Annotated in this window: 25 protein-coding genes and 1 riboswitch; of the genes, 5 read left to right on the forward strand and 20 right to left on the reverse strand. The window is 56.6% G+C overall.

What is annotated here, in order from left to right; genetic code table 11:
- Positions 1-153 precede the first annotated feature (153 nt).
- Positions 154-242: riboswitch (cyclic di-GMP riboswitch) on the reverse strand.
- Positions 243-538: 296 nt separating this feature from the next.
- From ACFSKT_RS29535 to ACFSKT_RS29550, 4 genes are all read right to left on the reverse strand, one after another.
- The gene (locus ACFSKT_RS29535; protein ID WP_377719333.1) at positions 539-904 is read right to left on the reverse strand and encodes a hypothetical protein; all 366 of its coding nucleotides are present in this window, start codon (positions 902-904) and stop codon (positions 539-541) included.
- A gap of 116 nt (positions 905-1,020) precedes the next feature.
- Positions 1,021-1,929, reverse strand: a complete 909-nt coding sequence (locus tag ACFSKT_RS29540) for a pyridoxamine 5'-phosphate oxidase family protein (protein WP_377719334.1) — start codon at positions 1,927-1,929, stop codon at positions 1,021-1,023.
- 148 nt (positions 1,930-2,077) lie between these two features.
- The gene (locus ACFSKT_RS29545) at positions 2,078-2,704 is read right to left on the reverse strand and encodes a CGNR zinc finger domain-containing protein (RefSeq protein ID WP_377719335.1); all 627 of its coding nucleotides are present in this window, start codon (positions 2,702-2,704) and stop codon (positions 2,078-2,080) included.
- 169 nt (positions 2,705-2,873) lie between these two features.
- Positions 2,874-3,386 (reverse strand): C40 family peptidase, encoded by a 513-nt coding sequence (locus ACFSKT_RS29550; protein ID WP_377719336.1) that lies wholly within the window; start codon positions 3,384-3,386, stop codon positions 2,874-2,876.
- A gap of 269 nt (positions 3,387-3,655) precedes the next feature.
- On the opposite strand from ACFSKT_RS29550, the gene ACFSKT_RS29555 reads away from it, so the two are divergent.
- Complete coding sequence (locus ACFSKT_RS29555; RefSeq protein WP_377719337.1) at positions 3,656-4,675, forward strand: GrpB family protein; 1,020 nt, start codon at positions 3,656-3,658, stop codon at positions 4,673-4,675.
- Positions 4,676-4,924: 249 nt separating this feature from the next.
- On the opposite strand, the gene ACFSKT_RS29560 is transcribed toward ACFSKT_RS29555, so the two are convergent.
- From ACFSKT_RS29560 to ACFSKT_RS29570, 3 genes are read right to left on the reverse strand one after another with little or no spacing between them, the layout of a single operon-like run.
- Positions 4,925-6,043, reverse strand: a complete 1,119-nt coding sequence (locus ACFSKT_RS29560) for an HD-GYP domain-containing protein (protein WP_377719338.1) — start codon at positions 6,041-6,043, stop codon at positions 4,925-4,927.
- Positions 6,033-6,464 (reverse strand): response regulator, encoded by a 432-nt coding sequence (locus ACFSKT_RS29565; RefSeq protein ID WP_377719339.1) that lies wholly within the window; start codon positions 6,462-6,464, stop codon positions 6,033-6,035. The genes ACFSKT_RS29560 and ACFSKT_RS29565 overlap by 11 nt, the downstream gene beginning before the upstream one ends.
- Positions 6,457-7,872: a sensor histidine kinase gene (locus ACFSKT_RS29570; RefSeq protein WP_377776379.1), complete on the reverse strand. Its 1,416-nt coding sequence runs from the start codon at positions 7,870-7,872 to the stop codon at positions 6,457-6,459. The genes ACFSKT_RS29565 and ACFSKT_RS29570 overlap by 8 nt, the downstream gene beginning before the upstream one ends.
- A 275-nt stretch (positions 7,873-8,147) precedes the next feature.
- On the opposite strand from ACFSKT_RS29570, the gene ACFSKT_RS29575 reads away from it, so the two are divergent.
- Complete coding sequence (locus tag ACFSKT_RS29575) at positions 8,148-8,798, forward strand: response regulator (RefSeq protein WP_377719341.1); 651 nt, start codon at positions 8,148-8,150, stop codon at positions 8,796-8,798.
- Positions 8,799-8,842: 44 nt separating this feature from the next.
- On the opposite strand, the gene lepB is transcribed toward ACFSKT_RS29575, so the two are convergent.
- The 7 genes from lepB to ACFSKT_RS29610 form a co-directional block, all read right to left on the reverse strand.
- Positions 8,843-9,406, reverse strand: coding sequence for a signal peptidase I (gene lepB / locus ACFSKT_RS29580; RefSeq protein ID WP_377719342.1), 564 nt, complete (start codon positions 9,404-9,406; stop codon positions 8,843-8,845).
- 21 nt (positions 9,407-9,427) lie between these two features.
- Positions 9,428-10,204, reverse strand: coding sequence for a hypothetical protein (locus tag ACFSKT_RS29585; protein WP_377719343.1), 777 nt, complete (start codon positions 10,202-10,204; stop codon positions 9,428-9,430).
- Between the two features lie 77 nt (positions 10,205-10,281).
- Positions 10,282-11,067, reverse strand: coding sequence for a hypothetical protein (locus ACFSKT_RS29590; protein WP_377719344.1), 786 nt, complete (start codon positions 11,065-11,067; stop codon positions 10,282-10,284).
- Between the two features lie 43 nt (positions 11,068-11,110).
- The gene (locus ACFSKT_RS29595) at positions 11,111-11,599 is read right to left on the reverse strand and encodes a hypothetical protein (RefSeq protein ID WP_377719345.1); all 489 of its coding nucleotides are present in this window, start codon (positions 11,597-11,599) and stop codon (positions 11,111-11,113) included.
- Between the two features lie 271 nt (positions 11,600-11,870).
- On the reverse strand, positions 11,871-12,560 hold the full coding sequence (locus ACFSKT_RS29600) for a YdeI/OmpD-associated family protein (RefSeq protein ID WP_377719346.1): 690 nt from the start codon (positions 12,558-12,560) through the stop codon (positions 11,871-11,873).
- A gap of 46 nt (positions 12,561-12,606) precedes the next feature.
- Positions 12,607-13,413: a lipase family protein gene (locus ACFSKT_RS29605; protein ID WP_377719347.1), complete on the reverse strand. Its 807-nt coding sequence runs from the start codon at positions 13,411-13,413 to the stop codon at positions 12,607-12,609.
- A 170-nt stretch (positions 13,414-13,583) separates the two neighbouring features.
- Positions 13,584-15,794, reverse strand: a complete 2,211-nt coding sequence (locus tag ACFSKT_RS29610; RefSeq protein ID WP_377719348.1) for a glycoside hydrolase family 3 N-terminal domain-containing protein — start codon at positions 15,792-15,794, stop codon at positions 13,584-13,586.
- Positions 15,795-15,944: 150 nt separating this feature from the next.
- Between ACFSKT_RS29610 and ACFSKT_RS29615 the strand changes: the two genes are divergently transcribed.
- Complete coding sequence (locus ACFSKT_RS29615; protein WP_377719349.1) at positions 15,945-16,730, forward strand: AraC family transcriptional regulator; 786 nt, start codon at positions 15,945-15,947, stop codon at positions 16,728-16,730.
- A 225-nt stretch (positions 16,731-16,955) separates the two neighbouring features.
- Here ACFSKT_RS29615 and ACFSKT_RS29620 read toward each other — a convergent pair whose 3' ends face one another.
- The 3 genes from ACFSKT_RS29620 to ACFSKT_RS29630 all read right to left on the reverse strand — a co-directional run bounded on the left by ACFSKT_RS29620 (position 16,956) and on the right by ACFSKT_RS29630 (position 19,016).
- The gene (locus ACFSKT_RS29620) at positions 16,956-17,729 is read right to left on the reverse strand and encodes a TerC family protein (RefSeq protein WP_377719350.1); all 774 of its coding nucleotides are present in this window, start codon (positions 17,727-17,729) and stop codon (positions 16,956-16,958) included.
- Positions 17,730-17,875: 146 nt separating this feature from the next.
- Positions 17,876-18,634 (reverse strand): AAC(3) family N-acetyltransferase, encoded by a 759-nt coding sequence (locus ACFSKT_RS29625; RefSeq protein WP_377719351.1) that lies wholly within the window; start codon positions 18,632-18,634, stop codon positions 17,876-17,878.
- A 31-nt stretch (positions 18,635-18,665) separates the two neighbouring features.
- The gene (locus ACFSKT_RS29630) at positions 18,666-19,016 is read right to left on the reverse strand and encodes a winged helix-turn-helix transcriptional regulator (RefSeq protein ID WP_377719352.1); all 351 of its coding nucleotides are present in this window, start codon (positions 19,014-19,016) and stop codon (positions 18,666-18,668) included.
- A gap of 136 nt (positions 19,017-19,152) precedes the next feature.
- Between ACFSKT_RS29630 and ACFSKT_RS29635 the strand changes: the two genes are divergently transcribed.
- Positions 19,153-20,040, forward strand: coding sequence for an alpha/beta fold hydrolase (locus ACFSKT_RS29635; RefSeq protein WP_377719353.1), 888 nt, complete (start codon positions 19,153-19,155; stop codon positions 20,038-20,040).
- Positions 20,040-20,549: a dihydrofolate reductase family protein gene (locus ACFSKT_RS29640; protein ID WP_377719354.1), complete on the forward strand. Its 510-nt coding sequence runs from the start codon at positions 20,040-20,042 to the stop codon at positions 20,547-20,549. Before ACFSKT_RS29635 ends, ACFSKT_RS29640 begins: the two co-directional genes overlap by 1 nt.
- Before the next feature lie 79 nt (positions 20,550-20,628).
- On the opposite strand, the gene pflA is transcribed toward ACFSKT_RS29640, so the two are convergent.
- From pflA to ndk, 3 genes are all read right to left on the reverse strand, one after another.
- Complete coding sequence (gene pflA, locus ACFSKT_RS29645; protein ID WP_377719355.1) at positions 20,629-21,372, reverse strand: pyruvate formate-lyase-activating protein; 744 nt, start codon at positions 21,370-21,372, stop codon at positions 20,629-20,631.
- Between the two features lie 39 nt (positions 21,373-21,411).
- Complete coding sequence (gene pflB, locus ACFSKT_RS29650) at positions 21,412-23,673, reverse strand: formate C-acetyltransferase (protein WP_377719424.1); 2,262 nt, start codon at positions 23,671-23,673, stop codon at positions 21,412-21,414.
- A 304-nt stretch (positions 23,674-23,977) separates the two neighbouring features.
- A complete protein-coding gene (ndk, locus tag ACFSKT_RS29655; RefSeq protein WP_377719356.1) occupies positions 23,978-24,445 on the reverse strand; it encodes a nucleoside-diphosphate kinase in 468 nt (155 codons plus the stop codon).
- Positions 24,446-24,492: the final 47 nt, after the last annotated feature.

Here is a 24,492-nt window from a genome sequence, read left to right on the forward strand (position 1 = left end):
CAGTTGAATGACAAGTAAAAGTGAAACCAACAATGATAGTTTTCGTGCACCCTGTCGCTCGCTCATCTTCTTCCTACCTTTCTTCGAATCCGGAAATTGGGCAAAAAAAATAAACCTCTGCCAAGGTTCATAGGAATTTAGTCTATGATGCCTTGTGGTAACCGGCTGCCTGCCGCACGCGCGTGCGGTTAAGGCCCATGGCTTTGCGTCTCATGATTTCTCATGATTTGCCCTTTTCACTTGGTTAGTTAGTTGTACGTCTTAGAATCTATAATACGTTGTCGAATGGAGGAGTGAAAATAGGTCTAAAGTCACGGAGAATAAAATTCCACTACATATGACTTATTGGAATGCGGCGATCTTGCGGGAGGTATTGTTCGATCTCTGCAAGTGACCAAGCTGCGAAAAACCTGAGATAGGACGTAAAAAAGCCTCCCCCAGCCTCTCGAAGCCTCTCGAGATGCGAGGGAAGCGAATATCCCGTTTTAGCGGCAAAATCGGGGTTCCCGTTCAACGGAGCGAAGCGGCTGCATTTGACCTAAAGCACGATCGGCAGGAACCCATCCGCGACGTACTGCGCGAACGGGATGTGCCCGCCGCTCTTCTCGCTCCCCGCAAGGGCGACGCCCGCCTCCTGCATCTCGTTCTCCACGCCGAAAAATCCGGAGCACGCCTGACAGCCGCCTTTTATGATACCCAGCCGCATGACCTGCTTGTAGAGCGCGTGGAAGGGATGGTCGGCTCGGCCGAATTCCTGCGGCCACTGCGTGCCCATCCCGTCGAACAGAATGTCGACCTCGAAGCCCGCTTCGTGCAGCTCCTGACCGTACAGCAGGCCATGGACGGCTTTGCCGACATCCTGCTGGTTCGCTTGAATAATAAGGACGTATTTGTTCGCTGGCATGATCGTTCCTCCTCATGAATGTGAACTTACCGGCTACCCGTGAAACTTTCGAATCGAACCTTGCCCCTGCCGGGCTCCCGCGCCCCGCACCACCTCCTTGACGGTCGCTCCGTTCGCTACAGCGACGGATTGACCGGGGAATAGGAGACGAACGCTCGCCGGATCCCGGGCCCCCGCTGCGCATGAAGCGCTTCAGCCAGCTCGAAGCGCACCAATCGCTCGGCGCCGGGGAACGCCGCGATCTGCTCCTCGTCCCAAATAATGCGGGAGCGGCCGGTCAGCTGGAGCGCATCGCCGCTGTCGAAGTCGATGAACAGCAATCCCGTGCCCGGGTGGCTGTGAATATTGCCGAGCGTGTTGAACATCGAGTTGCCGAAATAATCGGGGAACACGATCGTCCTCTCGTCCACGACGCGGACGAATCCCGGCGAGCCGCCGCGGTGCGAAGCATCCATCTTCCCGTCGGCGCTCCTGCTCCCGATGAAGAAGGTGTCGGCCCTGGCGATCCACTGTCGCTGGCCTTCGCTTAGCCGGGAGGTACGCGTCCATCTTGCCGGCAAGCTGTCCGCATCGGGGAACGACGGCGCGGTTCGCTGCTGAATGTATTTCGGGCAATTGCCGTACACCTGCTCCGCCGCCACGTCGAGCGTGCCGTCCGGCGCAAGCGTGCCGGTCCCGTTAATTCGCAGCCGAAACCGCTTGCCCAAATCGATCGCCAGCAAGCCGATGTGCGGATTCGCCGCCAGACTGGCGGCAAGCAGCGGATCCTGCGCCGGTTCCCACGCCACGCTTAACCGCTTGTCGCCTTGTACCGCGATGAAACCGGGCGGGCCGGTCAAGCAGGACGCCCATATCCGCCCGCCGACGTCGCCCACGGCCGCGATCAAGAGCGTCTGCGTACCAAGGAAGGCGGCGGCACCCGGCACGATCGAAGCTCGAATGCTTCGGCCGTTTTGCTGCGCGACAATCTCGGCGCCGGCCATACGCTGAACCGCCAACTCGCCGTCATGATAAGGATTGGCCATACAACCACCTCTTTTTAATGCTCAAATGGTCTTATTGGGTATTATACACATGATTATTTAATGTGTATACATTAATTTTGTAGGTTAATAAATGAGGTGCTGCTTTCCGGAGGCAATGAAAAAGCGAGACCTCGAAAGCTCCCGCTTTCTAAGTCTCGCTGTTCGATTGGCTTTGCGCACGCCGACGCTCTAGGTAAGCCGTCACTTTCATCCGGTTGCCGCATGTTTTGGGGCTGCACCAGCGTCTCATGCCGTTCTTGCTGTTGTCGTAGAAATGAAGGACGCAATCCGGATTTTCGCATTTCCGCAGCAGATGCGGCTCGTTCCGGCTCAGGAACCGCGCCGTCGATTCGGCAATCGGCGCGAGCAGATCCAGCGGACCGCGGACCAGACGGCGGCGTTCCTCTCGGAAAATGCCGTTCTCCAGATAGAGCCGGGTCGCGAATGCCTGATGGTCGAGCAGGCGGTTGATCGGCGCCAGATGCGCTACATTCACCTGCTCGCCTGCCAATAGGCTGTGGATTACGGCCAGCAGATGGCCGCGGAGTTCGATGGCCGCGCCATGCAGGCGTGCCTTCGCCTCCTCGCTCCACGTCAATGCCGCAGCCTCGGCTTCCTTGGTGAGCAGACCTGCCTTGCCCATCCAATCCAGCAGCGCGTCGAAATCGGTCAACAGGTCGAGCGGCTGCCCGCCTGCCATGATGCGCGTGTTCGTAAAGTCCAGCATTGGCTCATTGCCGATAAATAAGAAGGTCGGGGGTATGATTTTCGGCATGGCCGCTTCAACTCCTTTCAACTTGCCGATGTATCCTGATCTATTGCTCTATTGCTATACTAGCACATTCCCGGGGCGGATACCGTTTCTTTGCTCCTAGGCACCAGGCCCAAGACGCCAAGAAAGCTATGACTAGTCCGGCTAGTCATAGCTTTCTCTTTGCATGGCCTTACAGCACGCGGCGCGCCGTCGAATAGCGTTTCGTGTAATCGCTCAGCTTGGCGATGACCACGCCGTTTACTTTGCTGCCGATCGTATTATGAATGAATTGGCCGTTGCCCATATAGATGCCCACGTGGCTGATCGTCGATGTCCTGCCGTTGTTGAAGAAAATCAAGTCGCCTTTGCGCAGGTTGCTCTTCGATACGTACGTTCCCTGCTTCTTCTGGCTCGCCGTGCCCCACTTGAGGCTGACGCCGCTCTTGCCGAACACGTATTTCGTAAAGGACGAGCAGTCGAAAATAAGCTGGCTCGGATTGTTCGTGCCGTATACATAACGCACTTTGCCTTGCAGCGATTTGGCCGTCGCGATAATGCTGTCCGCCTTCGTCGCTTGCGTTGTCGCTGTCGCCGCATGGGCTTGTCCCACGAAAGCGTTGCCTACCAGCCCGTTGGCAGACAGAAGGGCAACGCAACAAGTCGTCGCGAGGATCGTTTTCTTCATCCATTTGATTGTCGTCATGTTGTATGACCTCCTGGTGTTGGTTTGGCTGTCCGAGGAGTATAATAACACGCGATAATCGGGATGGGGGGATTCTGAAGGCTTTCTAATAAGGGAAAGGCTGCATAAAATGTCAGCCGTGCACTTCGCCTTTTCGCCCTGATGTCTCACATTATGCCCTGCGCATCGAGCGCAATTCGCGCAGCTTCATTCTTGTGGACAAGGGTTGACCAGCCTTCCATTATTTCGTGTATAATTTTTCCAATACCATATAAAAGGGAGTGGGCAAGATGAACACGGAACGGTTGGATATTCGCATGCGGGATATTTCTGGGTCACGCTTCGAGGAGGTCAAGGCGGAATCACTAAGGCTCGACAATGTTAGTCTGGCGCACAGTCACATTCATAATGCGAATATGAGCGGTATGCGGCTCGACGACGTGAATTTGACGGGAGCGGCGGTCACGAACGCCAATCTGTCCGGCATCCGCATGCAAGACGCGAACCTCAGCCACGCGACGATCGACCATGTGCATCTGTTCGGGACGGAATTCCGGCGCGCGGTGCTTCCGCAAGCCTGCGACGGCAACTACAATGCCGACGGCGTTTACAAGCCCGTGTCGTTCGTGGACTGCGAGCTGCCGGGCGCGCAGTTCATCGGGTGCGATCTGTCCGGCGTAGACATTCGGAACTGCCAGATCGGCGGGCTTCGCATCAACGGCATTGCCGTGGAGGAGCTGCTTCAGGCGGCCGCCGACGAACGTTTCCGGAGAAAGGTCGAGATTGCCCCGCCGAATGCGGATTGGCCCACGCGTTATGGGGAGGAAGCCGAGAAGCTGCAGCGCGTGCTCGGTCCGGAGCTGGTCGCCGTTCATCATATCGGAAGCACGTCGATCCCCGGCATGCCCGCTAAGCCGATCATCGATGTGCTCGTCGAGGTTCGGAATATCGAAGCCGTCGATGCGTACAACGACGGGATGCGGCGGCTCGGCTATCAGCCGAAAGGCGAGAACGGCATACCGCTGCGCCGGTATTTCAACAAAGGCGGCGCGCAGCGGACGCATCACGTGCACGTCTTTCAAACCGGCAGCGGGCATGTGACCCGGCATCTGGCGTTCCGCGACTACCTAACGGCTCATCCCGAGGAGGCCAAGCGTTACGCAGATTTAAAAATCAAACTAGCCCGCCAATTCCCGGCTGACATGAACGCCTATATTGAGGGCAAGGATGCGCTCGCGAAGGAGCTCGAGGCGAAAGCGCTGGACTGGCAGGCTGGCGAACGCGAGCAGCCGGAGAGAAGCACCGAGTAAGTCGCAGATGACGGTGGCCATGTCCCTGTACATCAACTTGTGATCGACGAAAAGCAGTCTTGTCCGAGAGGCCTCAAGCCCCGAGCAGACTGCTTTTGGTCTTGCTCTTCTGCTATCCCTTCAGAAAACCCGGCCGTGCAAAGGACGGATTTGGGTACTTTACCAAATGAGGAGAAGGTCTGATGATACAATAATATCGGAGTGACGATAAATAAGCGGCCTTCCTTGTTGGAGACCGCTACGTGATCGTTATTTCACTACCCGTTCGAAAGCATCGATAATGTCAGCCCTGAAAGCAGTCCCCGCCAAGCCCCGTATTTCCTCGTAGGCATCTCTCCTGGACATGGCTTCGCGGTAGGACCTCGACGTCGTTAAGGCCAAGAAAACCTCGACTAGACCGAGCATCTGCGAAAGCAGCGGGATTTGATTTTCTTTCAATCGGTACGGGTACCCGCTGCCGTCGATACGCTCATGATGGTAAAGAAAAATGTGTTGGATTTCCTGGAAGCCCGGAATATCGCCGCACAATTCTCTGGCCATGAAGCAATGCTCTTGGACGACCTCGAGCTCGAACGGCGACAGCTTTCCTTCTTTCTCGAACATATAGTCAGGCAGCTTGACCCGGCTTACGAAGTGCAACAGCGATAACAAATCGATCTCCCAATCTCTTGAAGAGTTCCCCTGATGCTCCTTCCACAGCGCTTTGAGCAGCATACTCATCTCGCTGATTTCTTGGCGAGAAGTTTGCGTTTTCCGTTCCGCGACGGAAATAAAGCTTTGAAGCAGATGGATCACCAGCTGTTTCTGCTGCTGGAAGGCCTGCTGTACTTGGCGCTTCGCTTGCTGATGGCGGCCAATGACCGCAATGGCTCCGACGAGCACGCAGCCGACGGCCATCAGGATTCGGAATTCACCGGTCTCCATCAGCGAGGTTATCCGGACCCCCGAACCGGTCATGCTAGCCGCAGCCAGTCCGACAAATAGAAGCAAATAGAGCGCGGCGTAATACCTAAACTCTCTCGGGCTCGTAAACAACCCGATAAGTACCGGAAAAAAGAGCATGAAGGTCCACGCTTGATCGAATACCCGCGGATGGAAGTACGTTAACGCCATCATGATGAAAAAGAACAACATGATGGCGAATTGCTTCAATCGGTGATTGTTCAGTCTGTCCGTCCGCTTATCCGCATAAAACAACCCCCAAGAAATGACCGTCAAAGTCGATAGCGTCGTTATAAGGTCGCTTGACCAATACCTGCCACCGAGCCACGCGTCCAGAGAAGCAAATACCACGAGGGCGGATAAAAGGATGCTGATGAGCAGCAGAATCAATCGTTGCGGCGGCTCCGCCAACAGTTTAGTGAGCATGTTCATTCCACCCGCCGCTCGATATAGCTAGATTCTCTTTCGTCTGATAGACCGTCGAGCCATCCATGACATCCCGTATGGCCGACAAAAGCTGGCCGGGATCCGTATCCTTCATCAAGTACCCGTCTACGCCCACCTTCGCCGCTTTGTAAATGTCCTCGCACTCGTCTAGCGCGGTGAGAATAATAATTTTCACGTTCGCATCGAGGGCTTTAATCCGTTCCGCCGCCTCAATGACGGGCAAACCCGGCATCTTCAAATCCGTCAACAGCAAATCGGGCAGCAGCGCTTCGGAAACCTGCAGCGCCTCGGTGCCGTTCGCAGCCTCTCCCACGATGCAGTAATCGTCGCTGCTGTTCAGCAGCATGCGAAGCCCTAGCCGGGCATTCGGACGATCGTCGGCGATGACAACTTTATACATAGGTCAAGCTCCTCTCCCGCGGGATGGCCGCCGTAATGGTCGTTCCCTTTCCTTCCTCGGCCTGAATGCCGATGGAGCCGTTCATCGCCTTAATGCGGTTAGCCATGCCTTTCATCCCGAACTTCCCGTTCTTTTCAAGCGCAGCGGCATCGTGCAAGCCAATACCGTCATCCATCACCGCGATCGTCCATTGGACGCTCGTTACTTCCAGCCGCACGGTTAGCTTGTTAGCTCGTGCATGCTTGATGACATTGTTGGCGGCCTCTTCGATAAAGTGATAGATCGTTTCCTCGATTTCGATCCGCTCTCGCGGGACCCAACCGGCGTGCTCGAATGCCAATTGAACGCCGGTATGATCGATTATGCGATGCAGCATTTTTCCCACGGCCTCGTGAAGGTTGAACTTCCGCTTCTCGCCCTTAAGTTCGGTAATAAGCTTCCGAATGTCGGCGTGGCTTTCCTTGACGCGCGTCTCCATCTCGGCCAGCTGCTTCATTGCTCCATCAGGGTTTTCCGAGCGCAGCGCTCCTTTAATTTGGAACAGTTGGATGGACATAAAAAACAGCTCTTGCGCGATGCCATCGTGAATATCCTGGGCAATCCGGTCCCTTTCGATCGTGACCGCGCTGTCTTGGTACTCGGCCAGCCGTTTGTTCATCTCGTAATGCGTCTCAAATGACAGAAGCAGCAAATTAATATAAGTCTGTTCGAGCAGTGATAGCTCTCCCGGATTGGTTTCAATTAATAACCACCCGTATTGGATGCCTCCACGGGTGCGTAACGAGCGAACGAACTGCATCTGCGCTTCCCCCGAAGGCGATAGCAATCGAAGGAATGTCTTGCGCGCGATCGGCGCATGCTGCCCCAGCTGATTTCTGTAGTAGGTGTGCATCCAGCTTTGCTCGTCTCTAACCGCTGACGGTACGTCGATGCAAAGCCATACCCCACGGCCTTTCAGCATCTTTCGCAGTATGCCCTCCGCGTGTCTAGCCGCGGTCTGCGTGCTAGATTGGGGCAGAAGTCTATGGGCGGAATAGATATAGACTAATGAGCGGATATGCCGGGATATATTCGCGGTGCCGGACTGAGCAGCAACCGAGAACGAAAAATAGAAAAAAACAAGGATCAAGTAGGGGCCGTTGCTTCCCAAAAAAGAATGGACTCGCATTCCTTCATGAATCGCAAACAAAACGGAAATCGCCGAAAGATACGCCCCGGACGCCATATAAAACCATTTCCAGCCTACATCTATTTTCAAAAACGCCAAGCTAGCCAGTGTGTATACAAGAAAGGGGCTCGAGGAACCACCGGTCGACCAGAGCAAGTACGCTTGAAAAAGAAGATCTGCGCTAGTCGCCGCAACCGCAAACCTATTTAACGACCGGCTCAAAACCGCTATGCTGTGCACGGCTTGAAGGCCGGCCGCGGCCAGAACCGGTATAACCGATCCTTCGGGATTCTGCCACATGTATGTCGTAAGACAGGCCAACAACAGAATCCATTTCCAAATCATAGAGAGGGACGCGCCCTTTATCCGATTCACGATCCTTAAATTCTCCTAAAGTAGAATAAATTAGTAGTCAAATGGTCGCACTTCATTTACAATGCTAGTGAGGAAATAATAGGTCTATATTACTAATTGAAGTATACCATACATGGATTAATCGAGGAGATGAGCCTAGCATGATAAACTTGATGATTCTGGACGATCACCCGCTTGTCCGTCATGGCATTCGGGTAGTCGTATCGTCCGAGAATAAGATCAACATCGTCGGAGAGGCCGCCAGCCAGGCGGAGGCCTTGGACGTGATGAAGCGGGTTAAACCCGGAATCATGCTGGTCGATTTGAACTTGGGAGGAGACAACGGACTAGAGTTTATCCGCCACGTTAGAACATTGGATTACGATTGCAAGTACATTCTGTTGACCTCCTCCGCCTCTAGCGAAGAGCTTCGGATGGCACAGTCGATGGGCATCGATGGGATCTGCTTGAAGGAAGCGCTGCCGGAAGATTTGTTGTATGCCATCGACGTCGTCTCGCGCGGCCGAAAATACTATGACCCCGCTTGCATGGATTCGCTAATGGAACCCAAGCCAAGCAAAGAGAAGCACGGCCTGGACGAGCTCACCCCGAAAGAGCTGGAGGTACTGATGTCGCTCGGCAAGGGACGTTCCAACAAGGAAGTGGCGAGCGAGCTGCATATCACGGAATTTACGGTCAAAAAGCATGTTAGTCAAATTCTGTCTAAGCTAGGGCTGACGGATCGCACGCAAGCCGCATTGTACGCGCTCTCGCAAGGTCTCGTCCGGTTCGAGCTGAGCCATATCTCCTGACATAAAGCAAAATCCGCCGGTTTCCCGTCGGATTTTACTTGTTTCTACAGGTCTAACGGCTTCGAGATGCCATGCATCGGCCATAGGGAAAACCATGCGTATGCCTTCACGTCGCCTAGATGAACCGTCCCCAGCTTCGGATCTCTGCTGTCCAAGCTCTCCCCCAGATTACGATGATCCCCCACCACGAACAATTCGTTATCGCCGACGATGATTTCGCTCATGTCCTCGGAGGTGCCGTAGGTATAGAGCTCGGCGAGCGGGGCGCCGTTGACGTAAGTAACGCCGTCCATGATCGCTACGCGGTCTCCCTCCACCCCGATGACTCTCTTGACGATGCTGTAGCCGAGACGCTCTTCATCGACGATGACGACATCCCCGTATGCAGGGAGCCTCCAGAACAGCGATACCTTATTCAGCACCAAAATATCGCCGTTCTGCAGCGTGGGGTTCATCGAGTTACCGGATACCCGCTCCAATCCCGTCATATTGTTGACGAGCAGATAGACCACGCCAATGGTGAGAATGAGCTTCACCCAACTCCAAATTCCGTTCTTCTCTTTATTATCCGGGGATCTGCCGTTCGTCGTGTCGTGCTGCTGTTCCAAACCGGTGTACCTCGCCTTCGTTTATTGTTCGTTGGCTGCGGCGACCGGCAATTCCGGCGACGCTGCAAGCGTCTGCGCTTGCGTCGGTTCCGGCGGCGAATCGGGCGCAGGTTGTTGTTGGGTCGTTGGCTCCGATGGCGAAACTTGCGTCGGTTCGTCTGTCGGCTGCTTGGTTGCTTCTTGCGAAGCTTCCGATGTTCCCGGCGTCGACTGCTCAGGTTTAGGCTCCGATGCTGGTGCTGCCGGCTTCGCTGTCTCCGGCGTTGCTTCCGTCGCAGTTGTCCCAACCGCCTCCGGTGTAGTCTCCGTTTTGGTTGCGGGTGTCGGGACAAACGTCACATTGGGCGCTTCATAGCTATCCGCAAGGGAATCCATCGCCGCTTGGGCGCTTTGCACAATGGCGTCCAGTTTGCTTTGCAGCTGCTCTCGATCCTGGTGATTCTGAACGTCGAGGTTCTCCAATAACGTTGCCGCATATTGTTGAATCGCTGCAAGGCGAAGTTTCTTCTCTTCCTCCGTGTACGCATCCAATTCCTCGGATGACGATTGGAGTCGAAGCTGCAATTGCTCCTTTAACAGGGCTTTCTGCTTATCCGTCTCGGATTGAATGCTTTGCTGAAGGCTGCTTTTAGCCAGCTCGGTCTTCTGATCGAACCATGCCCGCATCGTGCCTGCCAGATCAATATCTGCGTACGTAATGCCCGCTGCCATCATGACGGCTGTTAAAGAGACAATTCCAGCTGCGACCTTATTTCTCGTTTTGGCCCATACCGTTTTTTGGCGTCTGCCGCGTTTCATCTCTACCTCTCCTTTCGGTTGAAATATAACCGGGAAGCCCTGTGTGTTACAGGGCTTCCGTCGGTTTATGGCGTTCATTATTGTTGGGATACAGGAGAAGTAATACCTGTAACGATGTCCGACAATTCGTCTTTCGCTGCTTGTTCGAGCTTAGCGCCCAAATCCGTAATCGTCGTTTTCGCGTTAGTTACGCCAGTCTCTTGCAGCGCGGCAAGCTCTTCTTTCAAGGCTTTCAGCTCATTCTGCAGATTTTCTGTGATTTCTGTTGTTGCTGCTGATTTCTCAGATGCCAGCAGTTTGTCTAATGCGTCCTTCGTTGCGCTGATTTGGCCATTAAGTTTTGCAGCCGCTGCCTCTTGAGTCGCCTCAACACCTGTTGTCAGTCTGCCCGTGTATACGCCTGTGTGGCTTTTAACTGCGCTATTCAAGAATTTCTTGTTTGCTTCGCCAATGGCGTCGATACCGGCATCCGTTGTTTGGTTTGTCGTGGAGACGAAGTTATCGTACTCGGCCGGCATGCTTGTCGTAATCGCGGATTGGGCGCCTTGGATATCTGCAACGTACGCGTTCACTTCCGCGTTGACGGCGTTATTCGCTCTCTTGAGCTCGGCGTTCCCCGCGTCGCGAATATCTTGGCGGGCTTTGTCGACCGAGCTGTTAACAGCCGCGTTATGGCTAGCCGTTTGCTCCGAGTAGTAAGACCCGAATTCACCCGTGATGATGCTTTTTACCGTTCCAGTTGCCTTCGTGTACCAGCTGTTCATTTGCGTGCCTGCGTTCGTTGCCGCGAACGCCGTTCCCATGGAAGCTACCATTCCGACTGCGACTACCCCTGCTACGACTTTGCCCTTCATTTTCTTCATTTGACCCATCTCCTCTTTGGTATTTGAATGACATTCCTATGATTCAATTGCTGACTACCGGAGCGCCGTTGCCGTTCAGCTGCTGTGTGAGCTCCTTGATTGCGTCCTCAGCAAGTTGTTCCAACTGCTTGTTTTGCTCCTTCGAGACCGTCGTCGCGAATTGTCCGAATTCCTCATTCAGGTTCTGGGCAAGCTCGGCCGAGACCTCATCGATGCGCTCGATATGATGCTCGCTATAATTCCTAATACGCTGCTGTACCTCTTGCATGGCTGCATCCGTCGCGATGGACAGCTCTTCGCTCGAACGTTTCGACAGATCGGTCGTATACTCGTTTACTTCCGCCGTACCTTGCTCTCGTTCGTTGATCGATGTGTCGGTCAACGTCTCTTTCAATTGATGCGACTTTTCCGCATACCATTTGTACATCAGCGAACCGACATTAGCTTGCGCGTTGACGCTGCTTATGACTAGAAAGGAGGAGATCCCTACCGAGACGCCTGCGATCCACAGTAGTGCTTTATTTCTTTTCATCGGCGCTCCTCCTTTTGGGCTCGTTCCGTTTCGCTGTCCTCATTATATCGCCTGCTCCAATTTGTCACGTCAGTCATGGGTGTAATTTCCCGTTTCTCCTTTGGAGGGTAGGGATGGTATACTTTCGTACCAGTCGAGAAGACGCTGCTAATAAAATCCATGCTTGGAGCTGGCTTCGAATCGAAGTGAAGCATATGAAACAAAGAAAAAACGGCCCTCCCTTGTTGGGAGAGCCGCTTGTCGAACTTACTGTTCTGATCGATTAGGAACATTACTCCGCGTCTTGCGCCCGGCTGGCCGCGCTCCGACGGTACAGATCCGCCGTTTTGAACCCTTGGCCAAGGATGTGCTTCATCTCTTCGCGGCGCTTCGCCCGAGTGCTCTCTTGCACGACGCTGTACACGAATCGCGCCCAATCCTTCTTGTAGCCCGGCGTAAGCGATTGATAGAAGGCCAGCTGCTCGGGCGCATCCTGCAAATCCTGCTCGACGTTCGGGATCATCGCGATGTAGTCGTCGACGCACTGGCTCGGCTTGCTGGACGGCGCCGCGATGCGCTTCTCGATTTTGAAGCCGACCACCGTGAACACGTCGTTCAATCCGACCATGCGCGCGAATTTCAAGCTGCTCGTTCCGATGTAGCCGTCTTCGTCCGCGCCGAGCCCCTCGAACAGGCTGTCCCGGTGGATGTAGGTGGAATAGACCTTGTTGCCTTTCTTCGGATACGCGATGAACAAGTACCCGCCCGGCGATAGCGCGTTACCTTCGATTACCCGGTTCACGAGGCTTTGCATCGCCTCCATGTCGAGCGTGAACGCGAAGATCAGATCATACCCGCCCTCGCCCAGTTCCTTGTCCGCCTGCTGCAGCCCCGCGAGCAGATCCTCGCCCTCGGGCTGATTCAGCACGGCGATTCTGTTGTATTTGGTCAAATTCAGTTTCTCGACGATCGTCTTGGACATCGGTGTCGTAGGCCTCCTTGTTGTGTTCTCTTGCCCGGATTAGCCCTTACGTGGCGGCCTGCCCGCTCCGGCATGCGCTAATGTCCGCCTGGGCGTCGCCCATCACGTACAAGTATGTGCTCAGCGCATGGTAGCACGGAATGGCGTGCTTAATCGGGTATACAGCCGAGTTGATCTCCAAGCCCGGCTCCAGGTGGCGAAAGCCCGCGACTTCCATCGGCACGTGCGGGACGATGTCCGGGTGGTTGAAAATGCGCGTGCTCCGGATGTTCAGCGCCCCGAAGGCCTCCACGAAGGTTTTGTCCCCTACCCGCGGCGACGCGAATGTAATCAGCTCCACGTCGATCTTCTTGCTGCCGGCCACGAACGCGTGCAGCGTCGCCAGCGAGCTGCCCAGGCTGTGCCCCGTGACCACGAGCCGCGTGCCCGCCGGCAGCGTGTCCAGCTGCGCGATCAGCGACTGCGGCGGGATGCTCGCATCCGCGTATTCGACCGTCATCGTCCGGTACAGATTGGTGAAGCCCCGCTCCGTCCTGCCGCCGCCGGGCACCTCGCGGAACGTCTCCAAGAGGAACTCGGCGTCCATCAGCCAGTCCAGCTTGCTCTCGGTCCCCCGAATGACGACCGCCTGCAGCAGCGGGTCGCGCTTCGACCGCGCGATGAAGCCGGCGAACTCCCGCTCCCGGATCGACTCCAGGCTCGGCGTCATCGTCAGATTAGCGATGCGCTCCCAGTCCTGCGGAAAATCGGGCGGCGTCTGGGGCGTCGTGTGATTCTGCTTGTACATGGCGTACGCGACCGCCACGAGTTCGCCCCACGGTATGTATGCGGCCATGTTCATCGTATCTCCCATTGTGTGAATCCCCCCGGTTATCGGCCAGCCGTCTGTCCTGTGGCCGTTCTGGTGTATCCATTCGCCATGATGCCGGCCGATTCCTGTCCATGACCGAGTTCTCCGCGGTCGCATGGCCAAGAGCCTCCCGATGCGTGATCAGGAGGCTCTTGGCATTCGTTCATCTGTATTTACACGCGACCCGCTTCCGCATGAACGGCCGCCGCCGTCACCTTCACCGACACCGATTCGCCCGCGCCCGAGTGCGGACCGACCCACAGCGTAAAATCGCCCGGCTCCACGGTCAGCTTCATGTGCTGATCCAGAATCGCCAGCTCGCCGCTGCCGACGGCGAAGGTCACGTCTGCCGACTCGCCCGGCGCCAGGGCCACCTTGCGGAAGCCAATCAACTTCTTGAGCGGCTGCGTTACGCTCGCCACCTCGTCGCGCACGTAGCACTGCACCGTCTCCTCGCCCGCCCGCTCGCCGGCGTTCGTGACCGTGACGGTCAAGCGAAGCGTGTCTTCCGCGCCCATCGTCGTCCGGTCGGCACGGATCGCGCCGTATTCGAAGCGCGTGTAGCTGAGCCCGTAGCCGAACGGGTACAGCGGCTCGGTCGTCGAATCGATGTAATACGAGGAATAGACGCCTGCCGGCGGACGGCCCGTTTTCTTGCGGTAGTAGTAGATCGGCACCTGACCGACGTTGTGCGGGAACGTCGCTGGCAGGCGGCCGCTCGGATTATGTGCGCCGAACAGCACGTCAGCGATGGCGTGTCCGCTCTGCACGCCGAGCTGCCATGCCTGCACGATCGCGTGGCACCGCTCCGCAAGCCAAGGCAGCGCTAGCGGACGGCCGCTTAGCAGCACCGCCACGACCGGCTTGCCAAGCGCGATTATCGCCTCCGCCAGCTTGCGCTGCATGCCCGGCAGGTCGAGCGACGTGCGCGAGCGCGACTCGCCGCTCATCTCGAGCGATTCGCCCAGGGCGAGCACGACCACATCTGCTGCCCGCGCGGTCTCGATCGCGCTCGCGAAGCCGCTCTCGTCGTCGCCGTCAATCCCGCAGCCTTCGGCATGGAGGACGGCGACGCCTTCTCCGGCCGCGGCTTGAATGCCGGTCAGCATGCTGACCACGTCGTCCGGATTGCCGTCGAGCGCCCAGCAGCCGAGCGGGTCCTTCCGGTTGTCTGCCAGCGGGCCGATCACCGCGATCGCGGCGTTCGATTGGCGCAGCGGCAGCACGTCGCCCTCGTTGCGAAGCAGGACGATCGATTCCCGCGCCGCCTCGCGCGCCAGCGCCGTGTACGACGCGCGCGCGGCTTGCTTCTCTTCGACGGACGGGATGCGAATGAACGGCTGCTCGATCAAGCCCAGCTTGATCTTCAGGGCGAGAATACGCCGTACGGAATCGTCGACGACGCGCTCCGGCACGCGCCCTTCGCGGACGAGCCTCGGCAGGTGGCGCATGTAGATGCCCGCATGCATATCCATGTCGCAGCCGGCCAGAATCGCGCGCTCGCACGCCTCCTCCTCGCTGCCCGCCACGCCGTGCGTGATCAACTCCTGCAGCGCATTGTAATCGCTCGCCACGACGCCCTCGAAGCCCCATTCGTCGCGCAGGATCGTCTTCAGCAAATACGCGTTGGCGCATGCCGGAATGCCGTCGATCTCGTTGAACGACGCCATGATGCTAAGCGCCCCTGCCTCCACCGCCTCGCGGAACGGCGGCAGAATGACCTCGCGCAGCACGCGGTCAGACAGGTCGACCGTGTTGTAATCGCGGCCCGCCTCCGCCAAGCCATAGCCGGCGAAATGCTTCGGACAGCTCGCCGCCGCCTCGCCCGCTCCATCATCCACCTGCGCGCCTTCGACCCAAGCCTTGGCGTAGGCGGAGGCGAGCAGCGGGTCCTCGCCGATGCTCTCGGCGATGCGGCCCCATCTCGGGTCGCGCGCGATGTCGATCATCGGCGCGAATACCCAGGCGACGCCGTCCGCCATCGACTCCCGGGAAGCGGCCTCCGCCGTCCGGCGCGCCAGCTCGGGCTTCCACGCGGAGGCTTGCGCGAGCGGGATCGGGAATACCGTCTGGTACCCGTGAATGACGTCGCGTCCGATGAGCAGCGGAATGCGATGGTTCGTCCGATCTTGGATCAACTGCTGGAGCTCATTCGCTTCCTCGGCTCCCGACAGGTTGAAGATTGAGCCGACGCGGCCTTGGGCGATTTCCTCCCGCAGCAGATCGCGCTGCGATACGCCCGTCTCGGGGTTGATCGGGTTGAAGCCCCAATCGTATTGCGTCATTTGGCCGACTTTCTCCTCCAGGGTGAGACCCGCCAGTATCTCGTCGGCTTGCCGGAGAATGTCCGGGGTCAGCCATTTGCGCGGCGTAGGTTGTGTCATCGTCTATCTGCTCCTTCGTGCTCCGAATGACTTGCGCGGATGACTTTTATTATAATGGAGGAGCGTTACGCGCTAATAGAAACAATATGGTCGAAAACCTCAACGATCTGATTGAACCTTTCCACACGTGAAGGACAAAGGAGCCCGCGCATGCCTGACATCGTCGTCCCGTTCAGCGATCATTCCAAGCACAAAGAGCCCTTTCGCCATTCCTATGCACAAGGGCTCGACGCCTATATTATCCGCCTGCAGATCGAAGGCGTCTGCCAAGCGCTCGTCCATGGCGCGATGCGCGAGATACGTCCCGGCGACCTGCTCCTATTCCGACCGGGCGATCTCTACGATCTGCGCATCGGTCCCGATGCCGGCACCTTGCAGTCCAGCGATTACTACGTGTTGTGCGGCGGTCCTGCCGTGGACGAATGGTGGGCGCGGAAGAAGCGGCCGACGCATACCGCCATCGCGGACGACAATCAGCTGAAGACGGCCTGGCAGCAGATTATCCACGAGAAGCGCCGGCTTGACGGCGGCGACCCAGCCATTCTCGCCGCGCTCGTCCATGCGCTGCTCCTGCTGCTCGACCGCGCGATTGAGGAAGCGCCGGAGGACCAATCGCCGCTGGCCTACCACGCGCTGCGCATGCGCCAGTACATCGAAGAGCACGCCGCAGAGCCGCTTTCCCTGCAGCAGGTCGCCCGCCATACCGGGCTCAGTGTCTCCCGCGCCGTCCACCTGTTCAAGGCGCATTATGGCGTATCGATCATCGGGTACGCGCAGCAGCTGCGCTTGGCGCGGGCGGTCACGCTGCTCGAACACAGCCCGCTCTCGCTGGAGCAGATCGCCGCCGAATCGGGATTGGGGAGCTACGCGTACTTCCACCGGTTATTCCGGGCGCGCTACGGGATGGCGCCGGGCGGGTGGCGTCGGGGACGTTAGGCTTGCAACGCAAACAAGCCCCGTTCTCTGCCTGTGCGGGACTCGTTATCCGTTATTAGCGCCGGTCGTCGGCCTCATACTCAGCAATCTACCGCCTGCATAAGTCGTCGATACCCTCCCTGCATATTAGGCGTCACAGCGGGAGCGCGATGGGCAACGCAAACCAAAAAAGAGTCGTTATTCTGCTGCCTGCGGCAGCAAAATAACGACTCTATGGCAATTGCGCTAAACGTCCGTCTGCGCCCGACTCTTGTTCGCCGGAGCGAACCAGCCGGCCAACGCGATCAATACCAAGACGCTGTAGAAGATAAGCGTCCACACCGTGCTGTGCGGGAAGTGGTGGTCCAGCACGCCGATATCTTCGTGCGCCAGCGTGATCACCGCGAGCTTCACGCCGACCCAGGCGACGATGGCGTAAGCCGTCGTTTCCAGAGCAGGGCGCTCCGCAAGCAATTTGACGAACCACGTCGCCGCGAATTTGATGAGGATCAGTCCCGCAACCCCGCCAAGCACGACCACCGCGAACTTGCCGCCGTCCATGCCTCCGAAGTCGTCCAGCGGCGAATCAGGCAGGCCAAGCGCCAGCGCGACCGCGGCGAGAATGGAGTCGATCGCGAAGGCGAGATCCGCCAGGGCGATTTTGCCTACCGTCGGCCAGAATTTTTTAGCGGCCGAATCCTGCTTGATATCCTCGCGAATGTTCTCGTTTTCCTTGCCGAACTTCGCCTTGATAATATGCTTCAGGCCGAGGTACAGCAGATATGCCGCCCCGATCGCCTGGATTTGCCATACATTGGCAATGAACGAAATCGCGAACAGCGCGCCGAAGCGGAACACGAACGCCATAATAATCCCGTAATTAATCGCTTTCTTCTTCTGGTCCTCCGGCAAATGCTTCGCGATGACCGCCAGAACAAGCGCATTATCCGCCGACAGCAATCCTTCCAATCCGATCAAAATCAGTAGTGCCCATGCGTACTCTAACCATAGTGAATCCAACTTGCATTTCTCCCCTCTACTACACTTTGTGATTACTATACCCTGCTGGTCCATGCATATGTAGGTAATATTTTCTTACCCGGCAATGGATATACGTAAAAAGATGCCGGAAGAATTCACTTTTTTGTCTTATTTGCGAAAGATTATTACGGCAGCGGGTTATTATCCGAGAACAAGTCCGGATTATCTTCGAGCATGGCCATAATCGTGTTCGCCACAGCCGCCGCATCGCACACCCTCACGACCGCATCGCCAAGCTGCCCCTTCCGCATCGCGCCTTTCGCCTCCAACACCTCGTCCACTTTCCAGAAGTGCTGATGCCACGACAATCCGCAATGCCTGCGGGTAGGCGCGGCAATTTCCGATCCGTCGGGCAATACCGTGTACAGCATCTCGGGAGCATCCGTTAGCCTGCCCGGGATGTCCGCCCATTCTTCTACGCCATGGATAAAGGTGTTGCGCCTTAAGTCGACGCCGACTAACAGGATCGTCGCGCTCCGGTCCAGCAGCTTCCCCCATGAGGAGCCTCTCGCGCAAGGGGTATCAAATCGATGGTCGTCGGCCGTGAATGCTCCCGCATCCCGTCCTAACGCCGCCACCGAGTGCGTCGGATGCCAGGAACGAACGACGCCCGGACGCTTCCGGAACAGCTCGGGCAGAATCCCGACGCAGACAGGTGAATCGTCAACATAGAATCTCGGATTGTTCGCATTGATGGTGGCCCACGTATGCGTAGGCAATACCAGCAGCCCCTCCCGCATATGCGCCGTGAACGCATCCAAGACGGTATCCGCCCCGCCTTCGACCGGCCCGATGCTCTTCATCGACGAATGAATCAACAGCGTTCCATTACCGGCAATACCCAACTGCTCGATCTGCTTCGTTAAGCTCTCTTTCGTGTGCATCCACATGTCCTCCCCGTTATGGTTCACCGCGCTATGACCCGGAACCCTTCTCGTTCGCCTCGCTTCGCAAATGCCCGCCGTGCGTTTGGGTCCACGTCCACATGGCGGCGAATATCGGCTGCAGGCCAAGTCCGGCCTCCGTCAGGTCATATTCGACATGCAGCGGCACCCCGGGATAGAGCGTACGGGTCACAATGCCCTTCTCCTCGAGCAGCCTCAAGCGGTCCGTCAACGTTTTCGGACTAATGGGATGAAGCTTGCGGCGCAATTCCCCGAAACGCCGATTGCCGTTAAACAGCTCGAATAAGAGAAGAAGCATCCACTTGCCATCGAGGATCTCCAGGATCGGCTCGACGGTACCGGGACAAGATCGATCCATCATCGCAGCCCCTCCATAGTTCATTTTTTGAAACTATTGCACATAAATGTAACTACTTTTCAAAAGTACCATACTGGAATTACCATGTAAACCAGAGAACGAAATCGCGGCGCGCCTGTCGCCAAAGAGGAGGAACCCCATGGATAGACCGTTCGCCGTGGATCCGGCGGAGTATCCGTTCACGGATCGCTGGCTGCCCTACCGAGACGGTTGCATGCACTACCTGGATGAAGGACAGGGACCGACGGTTCTTCTCCTGCATGGCAACCCGACATGGTCTTACCTGTATCGGAACGTGATCAAAGAACTCAGCGGGGAATTTCGTCTCGTCGCGCCCGATTATCCCGGATTCGGCATGTCGAAGGCGCCCAGCCGCTACCACTATACGCCGCAAGAACAATCGGGGGCCGTTCAACACCTGATCGAACAGCTGAATCTGAAGGATTTGATCGTCGTCGTTCAAGACTGGGGAGGTCCGATCGGCTTGAACTATGCGGTACGGCATCCGGCGAATTTGCGCGGCCTCGTCGTAATGAATACGTGGGCCTGGCCCGCAAGGATTCTGCCGATGAAGCTGTTCTCGCTCGCCATGGGAGGGTGGCCGATCGGGTACTGGCTGCAGACACGACGCAACTTTTTCGCCAGCGTTCTCGTTCCGCACGGGATCCACCAGGCCGACAAGGTCACGGATCGCTTGCGCCAAGCGTACACCGACCCGTTCCCGACTCCGAAGTCCCGCATACCGACATGGGTCTTCCCCCGGCAGATCCGCAAGGCGCGCGCATGGCTATCTGAGATCGAAGCGAAGTTGTCCAACATACGCGACCTGCCTGCGCAAATTCTATGGGGAACGAAAGACAGCGCCGGTTTCCCGATGAAGCAAATGGTCAAATGGCAGCGCCATTTGCCTTTGCACGAAACCGAGGTACTCGACGATGCCTCGCACTACGTGCAAGAGGATCGACCGGATCGGGTGGCGGCATCCGTTCGAAGATTGGCCGAACGAACACGAGGAGGCGTTTTTTGATGAAAACGATACTATGGGCAACGCTAACCGCCAACGGCAATTATGCTCAATCCGGCCCTGACAACCCGCCGACGAAAGAAGCCTTGGCTGATTTCGTGACACACGCTGCGGCTGCAGGGAATTTCATTGTCGGGCGGCGGACCTTTGAAAATCTGCGTAACGGCGGCGGACCGGGGTCCTTCGGAGAAGTCGATATTGTTCTGATTTCCAAGCACGCCGCGGACATCCCTGGCGTGAAGGTCGTCAGATCGCCTCAGGAGGCGTTGACCTACCTAAGGCAGAAGGGGCATCAGACCGCTCTCATCAGCGGCGGCGCGGACATCCACAACGCCTTTCTCGAGCAAGGACTTGTAGACGAGGTGGTCCTCAATGTCGCGCCCGTCTTGGAAGGGAAGGGGCTCAACCTGTTAATCGACAGGGAGCACTACCGATTCAAGCATGTGGAGCTGCTTGGCTGCAGACCCCTTGGCGGCGGCGTGGTTCAACTGCATTATGCGATCGGCCGATAGTACGGAACGTTAACGGCAAAATTCAAAAAGGCACCCTTATGGGTGCCCTTTTGTGCCTTCCGCGTATCGTCCTGTCTCTTCACTTCGTAACCAGAGCCGCCTCGTTCATGCCTTCTCGCACGAGCTCGTAGGCTTGCTCGACTTCCTCCGCGGATGGTTCCCGGACATTCTCCAGCGGATAGGGCAGCTTCATCGCCCTCCACTTGTATTCGCCCATGTTGTGATAGGGCAGGATCTCGAACTTGTCGACCCCCGACAATTCGCCAATGAACCGGCCCAGATTACGCAGCTCATCCGGATCATCCGTCCAACCGGGCACCAAGACGCGTCGAATCCACATTTTCCTGCCGGTCTTCGAGAGATGCCTCGCGAAGACTAATATCCGTTCATTGGATTGGCTGGTCAAATCCAAGTGTCCATCAGGGTCCATCATTTTCAGATCAAGCAGCACCAAATCCGTGACGTCGAGCAGCGGCGCGACGTTGTCGACGTCGCAAAAGCCGGACGAGTCGAGCGCGGTATGCAAGCCCCACCGCTCCTTGCAGGCTTTAAATAGCTCGGTCACGAACGGAGCCTGCAAGGTCGGCTCCCCGCCGCTTACCGTTATGCCCCCGCCGGATGATTGATAATATTCCACGTACGGCTCGATTTCGCTCAAGATCTCGTCCAACGTTCGTTCCTTGCCTGTGGTGTGCGACCAAGTATCCGGGTTGTGGCAGTACTTGCACTTGAGCGCGCAGCCTTGCACGAAGAGGACGAACCGAATGCCAGGGCCATCCACCGTCCCGAACGTCTCGAGCGAATGGATTCTTCCGGTATGCATGAGGATATCTCTCCTTTCCGAAAGATTCGCCAGTTTACTTTACATCGTGCCGTGGAACGTCCGGTTAATAACGTCCAGCTGCTGTTCGCGCGTAAGCTTAATGAAGTTGACGGCATAACCGGATACGCGGATCGTCAGCTGCGGATAATTCTCCGGATGCTCCATCGCGTCGATCAGCTGCTCGCGATTAAACACGTTGATGTTGAGATGGTGCCCGCCTTTAGTGGAATAGCCATCCAGCATCGACACCAAGTTGGAGATTTGCGTCGGCTCTTCTTTGCCCAGCGCTCCCGGCACAACGGAGAAGGTGTTGGAGATGCCATCCAGCGCACTCATATATGGGAGCTTGGCCACGGAGTTCAGCGAGGCCAGCGCGCCTTTTTTGTCTCTTCCGTGCATCGGGTTCGCTCCCGGCGCGAACGGCTCTCCCGCCTTGCGCCCATCCGGCGTCGCGCCGGTCTTTTTGCCATACACGACATTGGAGGTAATCGTCAGAATCGACATCGTATGCACCGCATCGCGATACGCAGGATGCTTCTTCAGCTTACTCATGAACGATTCGGTCAGCTCGATGGCGATATCGTCCACCTGCGCATCATTGTTGCCGTATTGCGGGTAATCGCCCTCGATCTCGAAGTCGATGGCAATCCCCTTCTCGTTGCGAATCGGTCTCACCTTGGCATGCTTGATCGCGCTAAGCGAATCGGCGACCACGGATAGGCCGGCGATGCCGCAAGCCATCGTCCGCACGATATCCGTATCATGCAGCGCCATCTCGATCCGCTCGTAGCAATACTTGTCGTGCATGTAGTGAATGACATTCAACGTGTTCATATAGAGCTTGGCCAGCCACTCCAGCGTATGATCGAAACGCTTCATCACTTGGTCGTAGTCGAGAACGTCGCCGGTCAACGGCCCGAAGTCCGGTCCGACTTGAATGTCCAGCTTCTCGTCTACGCCTCCGTTGATCGCGTACAGCAGCGCCTTGGCCAAGTTCGCCCGCGCGCCGAAGAACTGCATTTGCTTGCCGATCCGCATCGCCGAGACGCAGCAAGCAATGCCGTAGTCGTCTCCGTAAAGCGGCCGCATCATATCGTCATTCTCATATTGAATCGAGCTGGTATCGATCGAGACCTTCGCGCAGAAGTTTTTAAATGCTTCCGGAAGTTTCGTCGACCACAGCACGGTCAAATTCGGCTCTGGCGCAGGACCGAGGTTGTATAGCGTATGCAGCACCCGGAACGAACTTTTGGTCACCCGCGTCCTGCCATCGATGCCCATGCCGCCAATGGATTCGGTAACCCAGGTCGGATCGCCGCTGAACAGCTCGTTATAGTCCGGCGTGCGCAGGAACTTTACCAGGCGCAGCTTCATGACCAAATGATCCATGAGCTCCTGGGCTTGTTCTTCCGTCAACGTGCCTTCCTTCAGGTCGCGCTCAATATAAATATCGAGGAAGCTGGATACGCGTCCGAAGCTCATCGCGGCCCCGTTCTGTTCTTTAATGGCCGCCAAATAGGCAAAATACAACCACTGCACCGCTTCTTTCGCCGTTGTCGCCGGACCCGAGAGATCAAATCCATAGGACTTGGCCATCGTTTTGAGCTCGTCCAGACTGCGAATCTGCTCCGTCAATTCCTCGCGCGCCCGAATGACGGATTCCGACATCGGGTAATCCTCAAGCTGCTTCAAATCCTGCTTCTTGAATTCAACCAGACGATCTACCCCATAAAGCGCCACGCGGCGATAATCGCCGATAATGCGCCCCCGTCCGTAAGCATCCGGCAGCCCCGTAATGATGCCGGCTTTACGCACCAATCGCATCTCCGAGGTATAGGCATCGAATACGCCCTGATTATGCGTCTTGCGCGTCTCGGTGTAGTCCCGCTCGATTTCCTTAGACAACTCGTAGTCGTAGGCTTCGCATGCGTCAATGACCATCTTGATGCCGCCAAGCGGCTGAACGGAGCGCTTCAGCGGTTCATCCGTTTGCAGACCCACGATTTGTTCCAGTTCCTTGATGATATAGCCGGGCTTGTGCGAGACGATCGTCGACACCGTGTCCGTATCGACATCGAGCACGCCGCCTTTTTCCCGTTCCTTCTTCATCAACTCCAGGACGCGATTCCATAATTGCGTCGTCGCCGACGTGGGCTTCGCAAGAAAATGGGCTTCGCCCTCGTAAGGGGTGATATTCAGCCCAATAAATTCATTCACGTCAATATGGCGCTGCCATCGGCCTGTTCGGAAACCTCGCCATCCGTCCTGCGTAACGGAACGCGTCTCCCTGATCCCTTCCATTTCCACGATCGCCAAGGTCAAAACCCTCCCCAAAATAGAAATCAGGATAACCAACTTTGCTCTAAAAGTGCATGAGTTCCACCCTTAAATCGGATAACGCCGGCTAGAATAGCGTTTCTCCGTACCGACGTTTTGATGCAATCCGCATGCGAAAGTAAGCGCCCTCCTGCAGAAATACGCACTTGCAAATGGTATATAAAAATGCAAAATAGCGGCACAGATTCTGCGCCGCTGCCGCTTTGATTCGAGGATGACGATAAGACGCATTGAACAAGGGCTTCGATCTCCATCGGACGTTGGGGCTTCAGAAGCTCGGCGTTGTGGTCATGCCTTCTTTCGGATCTGCTGGATATAAGAAGCAGGCAAGCTCCTCATGGGTGAAGAAGTTGGCAATTTCTTTCTCTGCGCTCTCCAGACAATCCGAACCGTGGATGACATTCACGCCTTTACGGAGCGCATAATCCCCCCGGATCGTTCCTGGCGCCGCTTCGACCGGATTGGTCTTGCCATTGATGGCACGCGTGACTTGTATAATCTCTTCCCCTGCCCATATCATCGCGAATGAAGGTCCCGAGGTGATGTATTCGAGCAATTCCCCGAAAAAGGGCTTGTCCCGATGCTCCTCATAATGAGCCGCCGCCTGCGCCATCGTAATTTGGACCAGTTTCGCCGCGACCAGCTGCAGTCCCTTCTCCTCGAAGCGTTGAATGACTTTCCCGATTAATCCCCGCTGAACGCCGTCGGGTTTGATCATCAAAAATGTTCTTTCCATCCTAGTCCCTTCATCCTTATCCTTTTTGTCCTTAGTTTGGTTTGGGC

The organism is Paenibacillus xanthanilyticus, assembly GCF_042682185.1.
Classification (GTDB): Bacteria; Bacillota; Bacilli; order Paenibacillales; family Paenibacillaceae; genus Paenibacillus_Z; species Paenibacillus_Z xanthanilyticus.

What these genes read in the sequence shown, in the direction of transcription:
- ACFSKT_RS29535 (WP_377719333.1), bottom strand. Translation starts at nt 904, where the DNA reads ATGCCAGCGAACAAATACGTCCTTATTATTCAAGCGAACCAGCAGGAT.
- ACFSKT_RS29540 (WP_377719334.1), bottom strand. Translation starts at nt 1,929, where the DNA reads ATGGCCAATCCTTATCATGACGGCGAGTTGGCGGTTCAGCGTATGGCC.
- ACFSKT_RS29545 (WP_377719335.1), bottom strand. Translation starts at nt 2,704, where the DNA reads ATGCCGAAAATCATACCCCCGACCTTCTTATTTATCGGCAATGAGCCA.
- ACFSKT_RS29550 (WP_377719336.1), bottom strand. Translation starts at nt 3,386, where the DNA reads ATGACGACAATCAAATGGATGAAGAAAACGATCCTCGCGACGACTTGT.
- ACFSKT_RS29555 (WP_377719337.1), top strand. Translation starts at nt 3,656, where the DNA reads ATGAACACGGAACGGTTGGATATTCGCATGCGGGATATTTCTGGGTCA.
- ACFSKT_RS29560 (WP_377719338.1), bottom strand. Translation starts at nt 6,043, where the DNA reads ATGCTCACTAAACTGTTGGCGGAGCCGCCGCAACGATTGATTCTGCTG.
- ACFSKT_RS29565 (WP_377719339.1), bottom strand. Translation starts at nt 6,464, where the DNA reads ATGTATAAAGTTGTCATCGCCGACGATCGTCCGAATGCCCGGCTAGGG.
- ACFSKT_RS29575 (WP_377719341.1), top strand. Translation starts at nt 8,148, where the DNA reads ATGATAAACTTGATGATTCTGGACGATCACCCGCTTGTCCGTCATGGC.
- ACFSKT_RS29585 (WP_377719343.1), bottom strand. Translation starts at nt 10,204, where the DNA reads ATGAAACGCGGCAGACGCCAAAAAACGGTATGGGCCAAAACGAGAAAT.
- ACFSKT_RS29590 (WP_377719344.1), bottom strand. Translation starts at nt 11,067, where the DNA reads ATGAAGAAAATGAAGGGCAAAGTCGTAGCAGGGGTAGTCGCAGTCGGA.
- ACFSKT_RS29595 (WP_377719345.1), bottom strand. Translation starts at nt 11,599, where the DNA reads ATGAAAAGAAATAAAGCACTACTGTGGATCGCAGGCGTCTCGGTAGGG.
- ACFSKT_RS29600 (WP_377719346.1), bottom strand. Translation starts at nt 12,560, where the DNA reads ATGTCCAAGACGATCGTCGAGAAACTGAATTTGACCAAATACAACAGA.
- ACFSKT_RS29605 (WP_377719347.1), bottom strand. Translation starts at nt 13,413, where the DNA reads ATGGGAGATACGATGAACATGGCCGCATACATACCGTGGGGCGAACTC.
- ACFSKT_RS29610 (WP_377719348.1), bottom strand. Translation starts at nt 15,794, where the DNA reads ATGACACAACCTACGCCGCGCAAATGGCTGACCCCGGACATTCTCCGG.
- ACFSKT_RS29615 (WP_377719349.1), top strand. Translation starts at nt 15,945, where the DNA reads ATGCCTGACATCGTCGTCCCGTTCAGCGATCATTCCAAGCACAAAGAG.
- ACFSKT_RS29625 (WP_377719351.1), bottom strand. Translation starts at nt 18,634, where the DNA reads ATGCACACGAAAGAGAGCTTAACGAAGCAGATCGAGCAGTTGGGTATT.
- ACFSKT_RS29630 (WP_377719352.1), bottom strand. Translation starts at nt 19,016, where the DNA reads ATGATGGATCGATCTTGTCCCGGTACCGTCGAGCCGATCCTGGAGATC.
- ACFSKT_RS29635 (WP_377719353.1), top strand. Translation starts at nt 19,153, where the DNA reads ATGGATAGACCGTTCGCCGTGGATCCGGCGGAGTATCCGTTCACGGAT.
- ACFSKT_RS29640 (WP_377719354.1), top strand. Translation starts at nt 20,040, where the DNA reads ATGAAAACGATACTATGGGCAACGCTAACCGCCAACGGCAATTATGCT.
- pflA (WP_377719355.1), bottom strand. Translation starts at nt 21,372, where the DNA reads ATGCATACCGGAAGAATCCATTCGCTCGAGACGTTCGGGACGGTGGAT.
- pflB (WP_377719424.1), bottom strand. Translation starts at nt 23,673, where the DNA reads ATGGAAGGGATCAGGGAGACGCGTTCCGTTACGCAGGACGGATGGCGA.
- ndk (WP_377719356.1), bottom strand. Translation starts at nt 24,445, where the DNA reads ATGGAAAGAACATTTTTGATGATCAAACCCGACGGCGTTCAGCGGGGA.